This is a genomic window from Pseudomonas sp. MWU16-30316, from assembly GCF_020515645.1.
Lineage (GTDB): Bacteria > Pseudomonadota > Gammaproteobacteria > Pseudomonadales > Pseudomonadaceae > Aquipseudomonas > Aquipseudomonas cerasi.
Genome location: NZ_JAIZAZ010000003.1, coordinates 664,019 through 678,543, shown reverse-complemented (window position 1 = coordinate 678,543; position 14,525 = coordinate 664,019). Strand labels below are relative to the sequence as shown.

Annotated in this window: 17 protein-coding genes; 4 read left to right on the top strand and 13 right to left on the bottom strand. The window is 57.7% G+C overall.

Going from position 1 to position 14,525, the window contains the following annotated elements:
- Position 1: 1 nt before the first annotated feature.
- From LCH65_RS14100 to LCH65_RS14045, 12 genes are all read right to left on the bottom strand, one after another.
- Positions 2-766 (bottom strand): IclR family transcriptional regulator, encoded by a 765-nt coding sequence (locus tag LCH65_RS14100; protein WP_003369500.1) that lies wholly within the window; start codon positions 764-766, stop codon positions 2-4.
- Positions 767-848: 82 nt separating this feature from the next.
- On the bottom strand, positions 849-1,235 hold the full coding sequence (locus tag LCH65_RS14095) for a RidA family protein (RefSeq protein WP_003369497.1): 387 nt from the start codon (positions 1,233-1,235) through the stop codon (positions 849-851).
- Positions 1,236-1,275: 40 nt separating this feature from the next.
- On the bottom strand, positions 1,276-2,061 hold the full coding sequence (locus LCH65_RS14090) for an amino acid ABC transporter ATP-binding protein (protein WP_003345505.1): 786 nt from the start codon (positions 2,059-2,061) through the stop codon (positions 1,276-1,278).
- Positions 2,058-2,720 (bottom strand): amino acid ABC transporter permease, encoded by a 663-nt coding sequence (locus tag LCH65_RS14085; RefSeq protein ID WP_003434088.1) that lies wholly within the window; start codon positions 2,718-2,720, stop codon positions 2,058-2,060. The genes LCH65_RS14090 and LCH65_RS14085 overlap by 4 nt, the downstream gene beginning before the upstream one ends.
- 9 nt (positions 2,721-2,729) lie before the next feature.
- Positions 2,730-3,392, bottom strand: coding sequence for an amino acid ABC transporter permease (locus LCH65_RS14080; RefSeq protein ID WP_003345502.1), 663 nt, complete (start codon positions 3,390-3,392; stop codon positions 2,730-2,732).
- A gap of 63 nt (positions 3,393-3,455) precedes the next feature.
- A complete protein-coding gene (locus LCH65_RS14075; protein WP_003416527.1) occupies positions 3,456-4,307 on the bottom strand; it encodes a transporter substrate-binding domain-containing protein in 852 nt (283 codons plus the stop codon).
- A 359-nt stretch (positions 4,308-4,666) separates the two neighbouring features.
- Entirely contained in the window at positions 4,667-5,026 is a 360-nt protein-coding gene (locus LCH65_RS14070; protein WP_003369487.1) for a hypothetical protein, read from the bottom strand.
- Between the two features lie 48 nt (positions 5,027-5,074).
- Positions 5,075-5,518, bottom strand: a complete 444-nt coding sequence (locus LCH65_RS14065; RefSeq protein ID WP_003369485.1) for a hemerythrin domain-containing protein — start codon at positions 5,516-5,518, stop codon at positions 5,075-5,077.
- 115 nt (positions 5,519-5,633) lie between these two features.
- The gene (locus LCH65_RS14060; protein WP_003369482.1) at positions 5,634-6,059 is read right to left on the bottom strand and encodes a DUF3830 family protein; all 426 of its coding nucleotides are present in this window, start codon (positions 6,057-6,059) and stop codon (positions 5,634-5,636) included.
- A 70-nt stretch (positions 6,060-6,129) separates the two neighbouring features.
- Entirely contained in the window at positions 6,130-6,753 is a 624-nt protein-coding gene (locus LCH65_RS14055; RefSeq protein ID WP_226439559.1) for a glutathione S-transferase, read from the bottom strand.
- A gap of 30 nt (positions 6,754-6,783) precedes the next feature.
- On the bottom strand, positions 6,784-7,329 hold the full coding sequence (locus LCH65_RS14050) for a GNAT family N-acetyltransferase (protein WP_032609627.1): 546 nt from the start codon (positions 7,327-7,329) through the stop codon (positions 6,784-6,786).
- Positions 7,330-7,438: 109 nt separating this feature from the next.
- A complete protein-coding gene (locus LCH65_RS14045; RefSeq protein WP_003369473.1) occupies positions 7,439-8,140 on the bottom strand; it encodes a DUF3053 domain-containing protein in 702 nt (233 codons plus the stop codon).
- 458 nt (positions 8,141-8,598) lie between these two features.
- Here LCH65_RS14045 and LCH65_RS14040 point away from each other — a divergent pair, with 458 nt between their 5' ends.
- The 3 genes from LCH65_RS14040 (at position 8,599) to LCH65_RS14030 (ending at position 11,950) form a co-directional block, all read left to right on the top strand.
- Entirely contained in the window at positions 8,599-8,736 is a 138-nt protein-coding gene (locus LCH65_RS14040; RefSeq protein ID WP_003369471.1) for a hypothetical protein, read from the top strand.
- Between the two features lie 413 nt (positions 8,737-9,149).
- On the top strand, positions 9,150-9,986 hold the full coding sequence (locus tag LCH65_RS14035; RefSeq protein ID WP_060707724.1) for a lipopolysaccharide biosynthesis protein: 837 nt from the start codon (positions 9,150-9,152) through the stop codon (positions 9,984-9,986).
- Between the two features lie 374 nt (positions 9,987-10,360).
- On the top strand, positions 10,361-11,950 hold the full coding sequence (locus LCH65_RS14030) for an ABC-F family ATPase (RefSeq protein WP_003434092.1): 1,590 nt from the start codon (positions 10,361-10,363) through the stop codon (positions 11,948-11,950).
- 63 nt (positions 11,951-12,013) lie between these two features.
- On the opposite strand, the gene LCH65_RS14025 is transcribed toward LCH65_RS14030, so the two are convergent.
- Positions 12,014-13,147, bottom strand: coding sequence for a lactonase family protein (locus tag LCH65_RS14025; protein WP_226439558.1), 1,134 nt, complete (start codon positions 13,145-13,147; stop codon positions 12,014-12,016).
- 163 nt (positions 13,148-13,310) lie between these two features.
- Between LCH65_RS14025 and LCH65_RS14020 the strand changes: the two genes are divergently transcribed.
- A complete protein-coding gene (locus tag LCH65_RS14020) occupies positions 13,311-14,495 on the top strand; it encodes an MFS transporter (RefSeq protein WP_044308186.1) in 1,185 nt (394 codons plus the stop codon).
- Positions 14,496-14,525: the final 30 nt, after the last annotated feature.

Below are 14,525 nucleotides of genomic sequence, written 5' to 3'. Positions count from 1 at the left end.
GTTATTCATTGATACGGCGAGCCAGGCCATTGGCGCTTTCGATCAGCACCCGCCGATAGTCGTCGTAGTGGGTCTTGGCGTCGGCACGCGGCGCGACGATGCACAGCGTGGCGATGCACTGACCGTGTTCGTTGTTCACCGGAGCGGCGAAGCAGTGGGTGAAGGTGTCAGCCACGCTATTGAAGGAAAAGAAGCCCTCCTCGCCGGCCTTGCGGATTTCCCGAAGAAAGGTCTCCAGCGGCAGACGTTCGCCCCCCGGCAGAATGAAGTCGTCGGGGTCGATCAGGTCGATGATCTGCTGATCGCTCAGGTGACTGAGCAACAGACGTCCGGACGCCGTCCATGGGATGGGCGCGTTCTCGCCGATGTCCGAAGAAATCCTGAAATGACGCTCACCCTCCTTCATCAGCGCCACGGTGTATTTGCGACCATTGAGCAGGCACATCTGCGCAGTTTCCCGCGTCCGGCTGACGATCTCGCATAGGCAGGCCTCGGCCTCGCGAGTGAAATCGAAGTGCCGCAAGTGTGCCTGCCCCAGAAAATACAATTGACGGCCCAGATAGACATGCCCGTCCTTGCCCACCGTCTCCAGAATCCGCCGCTCCAGCAACGATGCCACCAGCTCGTAAACCGTCGATTTGGGGCTGCCGATCCCGCTGGCAATCTCATTGGGGCGCATGGGCCTGGCCTTTTCCTTGAGAAAATCCAGGATATCGAACGCCCGGTCCAGTCCACGTGCCCGGCGCTTGATAGTGTCTTCGGTCATGAGATTCGTTCCTTGGGAAAGCGGCAAGCCAAAAGCCTCAGGTGATCGGGCTTCCGGCTTGCAACGTGTAGCTGTACGTGTGCTATTTGCGTTTGTAGGCAATACAGTCGATTTCGACCTTGCAGTCGACCATCATGCTGGCCTGAACGCAAGCGCGTGCCGGCGCATGCTCGGGGGTGAAGTACTCACCGAATACCTTGTTGAAACTCCAGAAGTCCCGCGGGTCCTCCAGCCATACACCGACCCGGATCACATCCTTGAGCGCATAACCGGCCTCTTCAAGAATTGCGATCAGGTTGCGCATGGTCTGGTGCGTCTGCTCGACGATGCCGCCGACGATGATCTCGCCATCCAGCGCAGGTACCTGGCCGGAAACGTGCAACCAGCCGTCAGCCTCGACGGCGCGAGCGAATGGGCGTGGCTGGCCGCCTCCTGCTGTGCTGCCTGCGCCATAACGGGTAATAGTCATGAGTTTTTCCTTGTCTTGAAGCATTGGACGTAGTGAACGTTTAAAAACGGATGTTCTTGAGAAACTCGCTCAAGCGCGCCGACTTCGGCTGCTCGAACAAGGCCTTGGGTGGCCCCTGCTCTTCGATGCGGCCCTGATTCATGAACACGATCTGATCCGACACTTCGTAGGCGAAACGCATTTCGTGCGTCACCAGCAGCATGGTCATGCCCTCCTCGGCCAGGTCCTTGATGACGCTCAGCACTTCGCCCACCAGCTCCGGATCGAGTGCCGAAGTGACTTCGTCAAACAACATCAGGCTGGGGTTCATGGCAATGGCGCGTGCAATCGCCACACGCTGCTGCTGCCCGCCGGACAACTGACCGGGGAAGTGATTGCGCCGCTCCAGCAGGCCGACCCGGTCCAGCCACTTTTCGGCCAGCGCAACGGCTTGATCCTTGGGCATCTTCTTGACCTTGAGCAAGCCCAGGGTGACGTTCTGCAAGGCGCTGAGGTGCGGAAACAGGTTGAATTGCTGGAAGGCCATGCCGGTCATTGCCCGGTGTTGCGCGATCAGACGCTCCGGATGGCGGGTGCGCTTGCCGTCTACGTTGCTGTAGCCGATGTCCTGCCCCTCAAGACGGATATGCCCGCCCTGAAACTCTTCCAGCAGGTTGACGCAGCGCAGCAAGGTGGTCTTGCCCGAGCCGCTGGAACCGATCAGGGTCACGACATTGCCTTTCTGCATGCGCAGATCGACGCCCTTGAGCACTTCCACTGCGCCGTAGGATTTATGCAAGCCTTCGATGCTGAGCAGCGCCGGGCCGGGGTTATGAGTCTGTGTCATGGCAATGCCACCCGTTTTTCGATTTGCCGCCCAAGAAGCTCGATGGCGTAGTTGATGAGAAAGAACAGGAAACCTGCAAACAGGTAGAACTCCAGGGTCATGAACGTGCGCGCGATCACCTGCTGGGTGCTGAGCAGCAGTTCAGCCACACCGATCACCGAAAGCAGCGTCGACGCCTTGACGATCTCGGTCGAGGAGTTGACCCAGGTCGGCAGGATCTGGCGCATGGCCTGAGGCAGCAACACATAGCGCAGCGACTGGCCGAAGCGTAGACCGATGGCCTTGCCGGCTTCCAGTTGGCCACGGGGAATGGCCTGCAGGGCGCCGCGCACGATTTCCGAAACGTGAGAGCCGCAGAACAGCGTCAGGCCTATTGCGCCGGCCTGAAACGCGCTGATCTGCCAACCCAGCGCCGGCACCATGTAAAAGACCGCCAGCACCAGCACGAACACCGGGGTACCGCGAATCAGATCCACATAGAGCCGGATCGGCAAGCGCGCGAAAAAACCGCCGTAGGTCAGCACCAGACCGGCCAGCATGCCGATCAGAGTACCTGCGGCAATCGCCAGCGCCGAGCACTGGATACTGGTCAGAAAACCGGACCAGAGCACTTCCCGCGCATTCCACAATTCCTGCAACCAGCCAGGGGGTTGATACATGACAGCCTCCTAGCGGCGAATCGCCAGACGTTGTTCGAGGGTGCGCAGAAGCAGAGCGATCACGTAGCAGGCCACCACATAGAGTGCTGTGGTCACCAGCCAGGTTTCGATCACCCGGTAGCTTTCGACGTTGATCTTGCGCGCGTAGTAGGTCAGCTCCGGCACGGCAATGGCGGCCGCCAGCGAGGTGTCCTTGAACAGAGAAATGAAGTTGTTGGAGAGCGCCGGCAATACATTGCGCAACATCACCGGCACGATGATATAGGCCCGCACCTGCCATTCGCCCAAGCCGATCGCCAGCCCCGCTTCACGCTGCCCTTTATGAATGCTCAGCAGCCCGGCACGGAACACTTCGGTCAGATAGGCACCGGCGTACAGCGACAACGTGACGATGAATGACGCCAGCTTGTCGAGTCGAATGCCCAGCCCGGGCAACGCGAAGTAGATCAGCAGGATCAACACCAGGATCGGCGTATTGCGTACCACCGTTACATAGATCGACGCGACGATACGCAACGCCTTGTAACGTGACAGCAGCGCAAATGCATTCGCCAGCCCGATCACACAACCAATCGCGATCGAGATCAGGGCCAGTTCCAGGCCAAGGCCCAACCCCGCCAGAAGGCTGGGGAAGTCGCGCCACACGGCATCAAAATTCAATTGGTAATTCATGCTTGCCCGTACCTGGCAGGGAAAGCCCGAGGGCCTGCCCTGCCGCTGAAGGTCAGAGTGGACTTATTTGTATTCCATCGGAAAGCCGATTGCAGGCACCGGCAGATCGACACCGAACCACTGCTTGAAAGACGCCGCGTAAGCCGGGAACTCGACACCGGTCATGGCTTCATGCAACGCGGTGTTGACGAAGTTCAGCCAGTCCTGATCGCCACGCTTGACCGCGCAGGCATAGGTTTGCGGGCTCCAGGCAAAGGCAGGCGAACGGTAGCGACCAGGGTTCTGCACCATCAGGTACTTGACCGAAGACTGATCGGTGGCCGCTGTATCGGCACGCCCGGAGTTGATCGCCTGGTACATCAGGTCGACGCTGTCGTACTGATCGACCTTGGCTTTGGGCAGTGCCTGATGCACCAGTTCCTCGGCGTACACGTTTTGCAGGACGGCCACGGTCACATCGTCACCTGCTGCCTTCAGGTCATCGATTTCCTTGTACTTGCTATTGGCAGGCAACAGCAGCGCCACACCCTCGCGGTAGTAGGGCAAGGTGAACGCCACCTGCTGTGCGCGACTGGCGGTAACGGTGATGAACTGGCAGCTGATGTCGACCTTGTCGGTCAGCAGGTTGGGGATACGTGCATCCGAGGACTGCACGACAAATTCCACCTTGCTCGGGTCATTGAACAGGCCTTTGGCGATGATTCTGCCAATGTCGATATCGAAGCCCTGCAACTTGCCGTCCGCGCCCTGAAAGTGCCACGGGGCATTGGTGCTGCCCGTGCCGACCACCAGATTGCCGCGTTTCAATACGGCATCCAGCTTGCTGCCTTCGGCTGCCTGCACCGTATTGGCCAGCATGAATGAAGCTGAAAGAACAAAGGCACAAGCTTTCACAAAGGAAGGTCCGCGATGCATGACTTAAACTCCGCCGAAGTATTTGTTATTCCGCTATAGCGGATACAGGTATGTAACAACGGAATAGACAGCAGAAAGTGTGCCACAGAGGACGCGCGGAGAACACCGCATGAAAAAGTCGAGATAAATCAACAGACTGGAATTTTGGCTTGGAGCGGAGACGCGGGGGCGCATTGCGCAGGTAACGCTACCGATTGCCATATCTGAGTGCTAGGGCCCCACTCTTGTGCATAGGCGCTATTATCGGGCGTGGAGTATCGACGCGGTCAAGCCCGAAGCATGAGTGGGCGCACGCAACGCGTCCAGACCGGCATTCCCACGCGGGCGCATGGGAATGAGAGGTGTCAGTGTGAAAAGACTTAAAGGCAGGTAGCAATGGCCGCAGAGCGCAATGCGGCCTGAGCATCGCCTTGCGGGGCATAGAACTCAACGGCAGTGGTCGGGCCCTTGCCGCGCACGTCAGCGAAGTAGGTCGACTCAGTGGTAAACACGGTGAAGCCGCCGCCGGAGAGGTCATGAAGGAAGACGTCAGAGGACGTGCCGAACATGGCTTCGTTCTGCCAGGTCACCTGAATGCACTGGGCAACGGCGGCATCCTGCTTGGTGCTCGACAGGACCTTGTAGGGTCCTGCGGCACGTGCAGCACTGGAAGGCGCTGCACACCCGGTCAATAAGGTTGCCGCAATCACCGTCGCGCTTGTCAGAAACAGAAACTTCATGTCATGCCTTCGCTGATAAAAAGCCGATTCTAGCACTGCACAGCGCTATCAACCCTCAGCCAATTGCTCTTCGTATTCCTTCACGTATTCGCCGGCCAGACTCTGTTTCTGCTTTTCGTCGAGCAATTTGCCCGCCATCTGGAAGAACTTCTGCTCTTCTTCTTTCAGGTGGTGGTGCACTTTTTCCGACAATTTTTTCGCAGTGGCCAGCCAGGCCGGGCTCGACATTTCAGTTTCATCGAGCTCTTCCATCATCTCGTCCATCTCATGATGCTCGGAAATGGCGTGACGGCTCAGGTCCACGCCATTGTCGTGGGCCATCAGAGGAATGTAGAAAAACCGTTCTTCGGCCGTTTCGTGGGCCTGCAGTTCTTCCTTGAGCTGTTTGTAGGCCTTCTCGCGTTCGGCGCTGTCGCCACTGGTCTGGATCAGGGCATCAGCGTAGCTGCGTTGACGGTCATGGCTTTCTCGCAGGGCTTCGAAAATATTCAAGGGCGTGTCTCCAGGTCGGCTTCCGGGAGCTGGAAGCATCGTGGACTAGACCCCTGGCGAAGATCAGCAGTTCCACCAAATACTGGCAAATGCCTGTCGCGCAATAACGGCAGACTCAAGCACGCTCGAAAACCACATCCTGAGCGCCCTCCCAAAGCGTCTTCACGCCCAGCTTGCGCAGGTTTTCCTTGCCCTGAGTGATGGTCAGAAAATGGTTGCCCGCCAACTGCCCCATCTTGCTGGCGAAACAACACGAACCGTAGGCAAGGATAATCTCGGTTTCGCTGTAACCGCCCGGGTAGAAAAGAATGTCGCCCACCGAAGGATGGCTGGTTGCGTTCTCGAAACCGATCAATGCGTCATCCAGCTTGAGCTGATAATCATCCAGCGGCACCCAGCAGCCCTCGCCGCTCCAGCGTACATGGATGAATTTCTGCCGATAAGGCAGCAGCTTGAGAAACGCCTCCACCGTTTGCGGCGCGTCCGGATGGGTTTCGGCGAGAAACTCGTATCCGCCCGCGGTGATTTTGATGGTGGTCACTTCAACGACTCCTTAACAGACAACAAGGCTCAGAATAGTGCCCAAGGATAAACGCGAGCCCGACAAGCCGTCACGGAGTTCCGTTACGCCCATACAGAAGGTAGCCGGAGCGATGGCTCAGGCGTTCGTAATACGCATTGACGGCGGGCAGGTCGGGATGCTCGAGAGGCGTCTCGAACCAGCGATTGACTGAAAGACCGATGGGGATGTCAGCCAGGGTAAAACGCTCGCCGCAGACATAGGCGCCAGTCTTTTCCAGTTGCCTGTCGAGTATTTGCATATGCCTGGCCCACTGGGCCCAGGAAGCGGCTATGGCGACAGGGTCCTGGTGCTCGCTCGAGCGTCGCACCAGTGACATGAAGGCATAGCTCCATGATCTGTTCAGATCCGAGCCTTGCCAGTCGATCCACTGATCGGCCTGCGCTCTGGCACGTGGATCCAGCGGATAAACAGCGTCGCCAGCATAACGGTTGGCCAGATAGCGAACGATGCTGTTGGACTCCCAAAGCACGAAGTCATCATCCACGATAACCGGCACCATGGCATTCGGGTTGAGCGCGACAAACTCGTCCGTGTTGGCAGGTTTGAAGCCTGACCCCCAGTCTTCCTGAGTGAAGGGTATCTTCAGTTCCTCGCAGGTCCAGAGTACTTTTCGTACGTTGATCGAGGAGGTCTTGCCCAGTATGCGCAGCATTCAGCGTCCTTGTTGCACAGCAACGTCGTGTCAGTCAGTAGTCATCAGCGATTTGGCAAACAGGTGATTCTCATGTGTCTCGCCCTGAAACACATAGTGCGGAGCACCTTTCAATTCATAGCCTTGACGAGGGTAAAACGCCAGCGCGCGCGGGTTGCCAACCCAGACCGTCGCCCATAATAGCGAGGCGTGACGGCTTGTTGCACGCCGCTCGGCGGCTTCGAGTAACAGCCGCCCTGCTCCACGCCCTGTAAAACGTTCCTGCACATAGAGCCGTTGCAACTCGGCAGCGGTCGATACGCCCAGCATTGCATGATCGGTGCGCAACGCGACCTGAGCAAAGCCAATCAAATGCCCTTGCGACTCCGCAACGATGATCAATGTCGTCGGCTCGATGAGCAGTTGTGCGAAGTTCGCAGGCGAGAAAGCTTCCAGCGCTTCGCGGGCGATGGATTGTCGAATGCCCTGCGTTGCGTAGGTGTCGAGAAAAACCTGCATGCCGAGCGCCGCAAGGCACAAAGCGTCCGCAGAGGCAGCATCACGCAGGGTAATGGTCATTGAAGAGGGAGTGATCATCAGACGGTGGATTCCCGGCGTCAGGTAGACAGATGGCGGAATCATACCTGACACAAGGATCGGCCCGGCAGCAGGGCCGGGCCGTCACTTCAGACGCAGCAGCTCGTTATCAGCGGCCGGTCATGAGCGATTGCAGTTTGGACTGGGCTTGTTGCGCGTTCTTGCCCTGCTCATTCAGCTCTTGCAGCAGTTTGTTGAGCTCGGTTTGTACCACCGGGTCCTTGACGGTGATCGTCGAACCCGAGATATCGATCTGCGATTTGTGCGCGTCCACATAATCGGCAACCTTCAGGCCACTGGAAAAGGTGCCCTTTATCTGCGGCAGCACTTCACGGAAGGTGTTGGCGGGTACGCTGACAGTTCGGTCGTAGGCCTTGTCGTAAACCACCTTCAGGTCTTCTGGCTGCTTGAGTTTCGCACGTGCCGCGTCTGCCTTGCCCTGCTCGATGGTCAGCTTTTCGCCCACTTCATCGAGTCCCGTCTGCACGGCGGCCAGGTCTGCACGGCGTTGAATGACATCGCTGACCGAATGAAAGGAGCCTTTCTGCATCAAGCCGGCGAGTGGCTGCACCGCAGTGTCCATGCCCGCGCCGAAGTCGGAGATGACCGCGTAGTGCGAGGTGTAGTCACCAAAGGCTTTCTTTTCTTCATCCGTCAGCTTGGGCACATGCACGCCCGGCTTGTCGACAATTCGGGTTTGCAGGAACTGAGTGAACGCAGTGCGCTGCTCGGGCTCCTTGTCTCCGCAGCCAGCCAGGAACAGGGGTAAAGCGACAGCCAGCAGCAAAGCTGGACGGAAAAGGGACTTCATGTCAGTAACCTCCGGGATCATAAGAATGCACGTTCACAGGCCACGCCTGCTGAACGCGAGCGTGCTTATAGTCTCGTCATCGCCTCATCTAGTTCCACGACGGCATTGAAGATACTTGTCGGAATGCCAGCTGACCGTTGAGGGTTTCGGGTGATGGGCGGTGCAAACGTCACGCGGTGCGAGCCCTTCGAAGAGCAGCAGGATGCCTGTCGAACCCGGTTTCAGATAAATATCGCGTGTAGCTTCAGCGCGTCATCCTGGCAAAGTCGGCGCGCGACCGGACTGGTTCGGCGGAAGGAAACCGGGCATCTGCGCCCGGATCGTGCGTACGTCTGCATGGCGCCGGGTCCTCTCTTGAAGCCATTGCGGGAAAGTTCCTTAACATTTCTTCATGAGGTGAAACGTTTCAGCGACTAGTCTTCAACGGACCGACAAAGTGACAACAGGAGTCAATCACTATGTTTGCACACGAAGGGCTGGGTCTGATCCTTGTCTCCATCGTCTTTCTGCTCGGAGCGATTGCGATGTTCATTCACCCTTTCCATGCGCTGGGAAGCTGGTTCAGGAGGAAAAAGCAGGAAAGGAAATCCGACTAACCGTCAACACGCACCAGAAATGGCGGGCCCGGTGATCACCGGGCCTTGCAGAAAAAACCTTTTGTGACCGACTTCGTCCAACTTACCCTCTGCAAATGTATCGTCCTGATACATATTTCGATCTTCTCGCTGCGCATCTAAAGTACAGAATATTTTGCCAGAAACAGAAGCCGATACAGTCGCCATCAAGTAGTGGCTAATCAGTATTAAATCAATATCACCGACCTGACCTTACATCCGAAAACCATCTAGTGAATAACGCGTTTCGTGAATCGGCGCCTGTGCTATGTAGCCAGTTGTTTCCAGTGTGATACTCTTTTTAGACCCTTTGATGTTGAATTACTGGCCACCAGCCAATAACATCCTGCGCAATATGTCCCAACTAATTTGCCACTAGTGCCTACAGGGTAGTCATGACTAGTCAATCAATTAATTCGACGCGCTACCTACGCAATGCTGTTGATGAGCACATGCCTGAACCGACGCGCGTGCTTGATTTCAGTACATGCAGGGGCACTAAAAAAGGGCCGGTCTTCCTGATTGGCTCTGGGAAGTCAGCAAAGGATTTCCCGATCAAAGAGTTCTCGCACATCCCCATGATCACCATGAACGGTGCGTTCTCGATGTTCGCAGGCACGAACATAAAACCGTTGTTCTACGTCTGCTCCGACAGGGATTTCCCCAACCAGCAGCCTGAGCTGTTCGCCGCTGCAATGCGCTCCAGCGAGAATGTAGGCCTTTGGGAAGATCAGTTTCGCGGCGACATTCCCAGACCTTCCGGACGCGCTTATGCACTGAAGAAATCGCCCAGATTGTCGACGGTTGCAGCGCTGTGCTCCCGGGAAAATGCACTGGTCAGAAAACTTTCGTTATGGAGTAGCAGAAGCCGGGATATCGGCTTCAGCAAGAATCTGGAACTTGGTTTTTTCGACGCCCGAACGGTCATGTATCTGGCGCTGCAACTGTCCTATCACCTTGGTTTCGACGACGTCTTTCTGGTCGGTTTCGACATGAATCAGTCCGTGGGCCGGTTCTATGAATCATCCAGCGACAATTGCTCACCCTGCGGTCTGGATCAGCATTACGAATCAAGAATTCTTCCTTCGCTGGAGCTGATGTCGAAACAGGTCGTCGGGAGCGGCTTCCAGGTATTCAATGTTTCCAAGAGCTCGCGAGTGCCGCATGAGGTCATTCCCAAGTTGAGCCTTGACGAAGTTCGCCATAAAGTCAGTTGCGCACTTCAGGGATAGTACTTCGCCACTATAGAGAGCGTCGCCTGCAATGCACCTGTTTATGTTGAGGCATCCGCAGTTGTCCGCAGCGAAGGGTGCTGAAACGGGCACCAGCCCTGCCCCGAACCGTTAAACTCGGCAATCCTCTGCCGTCCACCATGTCACTGCCGCCCGACCTATGCGACAATGCGCGCCAATGTCTGGCGTGAACCCCCACATTCATATCCCGGCAACGCAGTCGTGGCAGGCTGCCGTTGCGGTAGACGTATGCCCGTTGGGTCAGCTCATGCTCGGACGGAGCGGACTGAACAGCTTGGGTGGGGTCCTGAACACCACACCCCTGACGCCAGCGCTCCCCCGGTTATTGCCCACGTTATTGATAGGTAAAGTAATTGATCTCCACAGCTAACATCACCATGCAGTTCGGCCCCAAACCCTTGTTCGAGAATGTCTCGGTCAAGTTTGGCGCCGGTAACCGTTACGGCCTGATTGGCGCGAACGGCTGCGGCAAGTCCACGTTCATGAAAATCCTCGGTGGCGACCTCGAGCCTTCGGGTGGGCAGGTGATGCTGGAGCCGAACGTGCGTCTGGGTAAGCTGCGCCAGGATCAGTTCGCCTATGAAGAGTTCACGGTGCTCGACACCGTGATCATGGGTCACGAAGAGCTGTGGAAGGTCAAGGCCGAGCGCGACCGCATCTATTCTCTGCCGGAAATGAGTGAAGATGACGGCATGGCCGTTGCCGAGCTGGAAACCGAGTTTGCGGAAATGGACGGTTACACCGCCGAGTCCCGCGCCGGTGAACTGCTGCTGGGTCTGGGTATCGGCATCGAACAGCACAATGGTCCGATGAGCGAAGTATCGCCGGGCTGGAAGCTGCGCGTTCTGCTCGCTCAGGCACTGTTCTCCGATCCGGAAGTACTGCTGCTCGACGAACCGACCAACCACCTGGACATCAACACCATTCGCTGGCTGGAAAACATCCTGACCCAGCGTAACAGCCTGATGATCATCATCTCCCACGACCGTCACTTCCTGAACAGCGTGTGCACGCACATGGCCGACCTGGATTACGGCGAGCTGCGTCTGTTCCCGGGCAACTATGACGAGTACATGACCGTGGCGACCCAGTCCCGCGAGCAGTTGCTGTCCGACAACGCCAAGAAGAAAGCGCAGATTTCCGAACTGCAATCGTTCGTCAGCCGCTTCTCGGCAAACGCCTCGAAAGCCAAGCAGGCCACCTCCCGGGCCAAGGCGATCGACAAGATCCAGCTGGCCGAGGTCAAGCCCTCCAGCCGTGTCAGTCCGTTCATTCGTTTCGAACAGACCAAGAAGCTGCACCGCCAGGCGGTCATCGTTGATCGCATGGCCAAAGGCTTCGACGGCAAGACCCTGTTCAAGGACTTCAGCTTCCAGGTCGAAGCCGGCGAACGCGTGGCCATCATCGGCCCGAACGGCATCGGCAAAACCACCCTGCTGCGCACGCTGGTCAACGAGCTGCAAGCGGATGCCGGCACGGTCAAGTGGACCGATGCGGCGGAAATCGGCTATTACGCTCAGGATCATGCTCACGATTTCGAGGATGACTCCACCCTGTTCGACTGGATGGGTCAGTGGACCCAGGGCGGCGAGCAACTGGTACGTGGCACCCTGGGCCGCATGCTGTTCTCCAACGACGAGATCCTCAAGTCGGTGAAGGTGATTTCCGGTGGTGAACAGGGCCGCATGCTGTTCGGCAAACTGATCCTGCAAAAGCCCAACGTGCTGGTGATGGACGAACCGACCAACCACCTGGACATGGAATCCATCGAGTCGCTGAACCTGGCGCTGGAAAACTATCCAGGCACACTGATTTTCGTCAGTCACGACCGCGAGTTCGTGTCCTCGCTGGCTACCCGCATCATCGAACTCAGCCCAAGCGGCGTGGTCGATTTCAGCGGCACCTATGACGACTACCTGCGCAGCCAGGGCGTTTCGTTCTAAGCCTGTCAGCCTGCAATAGCAAAAAGCCCTGTCTTGTGACAGGGCTTTTTGGTTTCAGAGCGCTTATTCGCTCGGCTGGCTGAGCATTTCAATCCACAGCGCACCCTTGCCCGAAGGCGCCTCGCCGACCCGTTGCAAGGCACCTTTCTCGTCGATGGCGTAACTGCCGACCTTGTCGCTTTTCTCGCCACTCACCAGCAACCAACGTCCATTGGGCGACACCGCGATGTTACGCGGCTGCTTTTCCTGAACGGGATAATTTTCAACGAACGTCACTTTGCCGCTGGTGGGATCAACGTTGAACACCGACACGCTGCTGCTGGTGCGCTCGCTGATGAACAGCCATTTGCCGTTCGGCGCGAGGCGAATATCCGCAGCCCAGATGCGCGGCGTCGGGTCATCCTTGAGATCGTTGTTGCGCGCATCACGGGCCTGCCCCGGTGCCAGGTTCAAGCGTTTGGGAATACCGTCTGCCTGACTGGTCTGCTTCAACGCACCGGTTTTCTGATTGATCGCGAAGGCCGTGACGGTGCCACTCATTTCACCGACGACATACAGAAACTTGCCATCGGACGAAAAGGTCAGGTGGCGTGGGCCGGTGTTGTCGGGAACGACGACGTAGCCCTCGCCGATGGGCACAAGCTTGCCGTCCTTGGGCTCCAGGCGGTATTGCAGCACACGATCGACGCCCAGGTTACCGGCGTACACAAACCGGTTGCTCGGATCGGTGCGCACCGAATGCGCGTGCATGCCGGTCTTGTAAGTCTGAATGCTGTCGCTCGGGCGGTGCTGCGCATCGATGGGCTGGACGCTGAGCAAGTCGGCGCCATAGGACGCACCAAACAGGAAGCGTCCGCTGCGATCGGTAGACAGGTAGGCCAGACTCTCGGCCAGCGGCGCCTGAACGAGAGGTTTGAGGTGCCCGGTGCCAGGCTCGATGCTGAAACTCAGCACCTGATAGGGTTTGGCGCGCAGCGCGGCGAATAACGCTTTGCCATCCGGCGTGATGGCCATCGGATTGACCTGATCACCTGCCTTGGTCTGCTCGACCAGGCTGAGCGCCCCGCTCTGCTCATCGAGACGGTATTGAGAGATCAGCCCATCGATGGGGCTGGAAATGTAGGCGAAGGTGGCTGCCTGGGCGCTCAGGCCGAATGAACAACCCACCGCAGCGGCCAGCAACAGAATATTTTTCATGACAAACCTTTTTATTATTGTGATGTGATCAGTCATCCTATGAGTATCTCCTCACAACGGCAACTGTCTGATAAGCAGCCGCATAATACCGTTAGCCTGCTTTCATTTATCCACGACGCACGCCATGATGGGGCACTCCCACCGCCTGCCAGCGAAGAGTCCAATGCCTGCCGCACAACCCGGTTCCATGACGATTACGCTGCAGATCGTCTCTATCGTCTTTTACACGTTCATCGCCTTCCTGTGCATCGGCCTGCCTATTGCGGTGTTGCCCGGCTATGTTCATGACCAGCTCGGTTTCAGCCCGCTGATTGCCGGCCTGACCATCGCCTCGCAGTACCTCGCCACCCTGCTCAGCCGGCCTTTCGCCGGTCGCGCGACAGATACGCTGGGCAGCAAGCGCTCCATCGTATTCGGGCTCTGGGGCATCGTCATCAGTGGCAGCATGACCTTGCTGGCCACACTGCTGCACGAGTTTGCCACGCTGAGCCTGTCAATTCTCATCGTCGCGCGGCTGTTCCTCGGCGTCTCTCAAGGGCTTATCGGGGTCGGCACCATCAGTTGGTGCATCGGCAAGGTCGGCCCGGAGCACACTGCCCGCTCAATCTCGTGGAACGGTATCGCGTCCTATGGGGCGATTGCCATCGGTGCACCGCTGGGCGTAGTGGTCATCGATAGCATTGGTTTCAACAGCCTGGGTATTGCCCTGATGGTGATGGCAGGTCTGGCGCTGAGGCTGATTCGCGACAAGCCTTCGGTGCCCATTATTGTCGGTGAGCGCCTGCCCTACTGGTCGGTATTCGGCCGGATCGCACCCTATGGTCTGGGCCTGACGCTATCGTCGATCGGCTATGGCACGCTGACCACCTTCATCACCCTGTTCTATCTGAATCGTGGCTGGGAAGGCGCGGCCTATTGCCTGAGCATGTTTGGTGTGTGCTTTATCCTCGCCCGCCTGCTGTTCATCGGTGCCATCAACCGGCTGGGCGGCTACAACGCGGCCATTGTGTGCATGGCGGTAGAAATCTGCGGGCTGTTGATGCTCTGGCTTTCGTCGAGCAGCGGCGTTGCCCTTGCAGGGGCCGGATTGACCGGCGTGGGGCTATCGCTGGTCTACCCGGCGCTCGGCGTAGAAGCCATCAAGCGCGTACCCACCCCTAGCCGCGGCGCAGGCCTGAGCGCCTACGCGGTGTTCTTTGACCTGGCATTGGCAATCGCAGGTCCGGTGATGGGCGCAATTGCCTTGGGCCAGGGTTATGACTGGATATTTTTTTACGCTGCCCTGCTATCGGTTTGCGCGCTGGCCCTGACAATCTGGTTGTCGCGGCGCACCGCTCGACTTGAGTAAATCGCCCTCGACAGTGGCTTTGCCGCATAA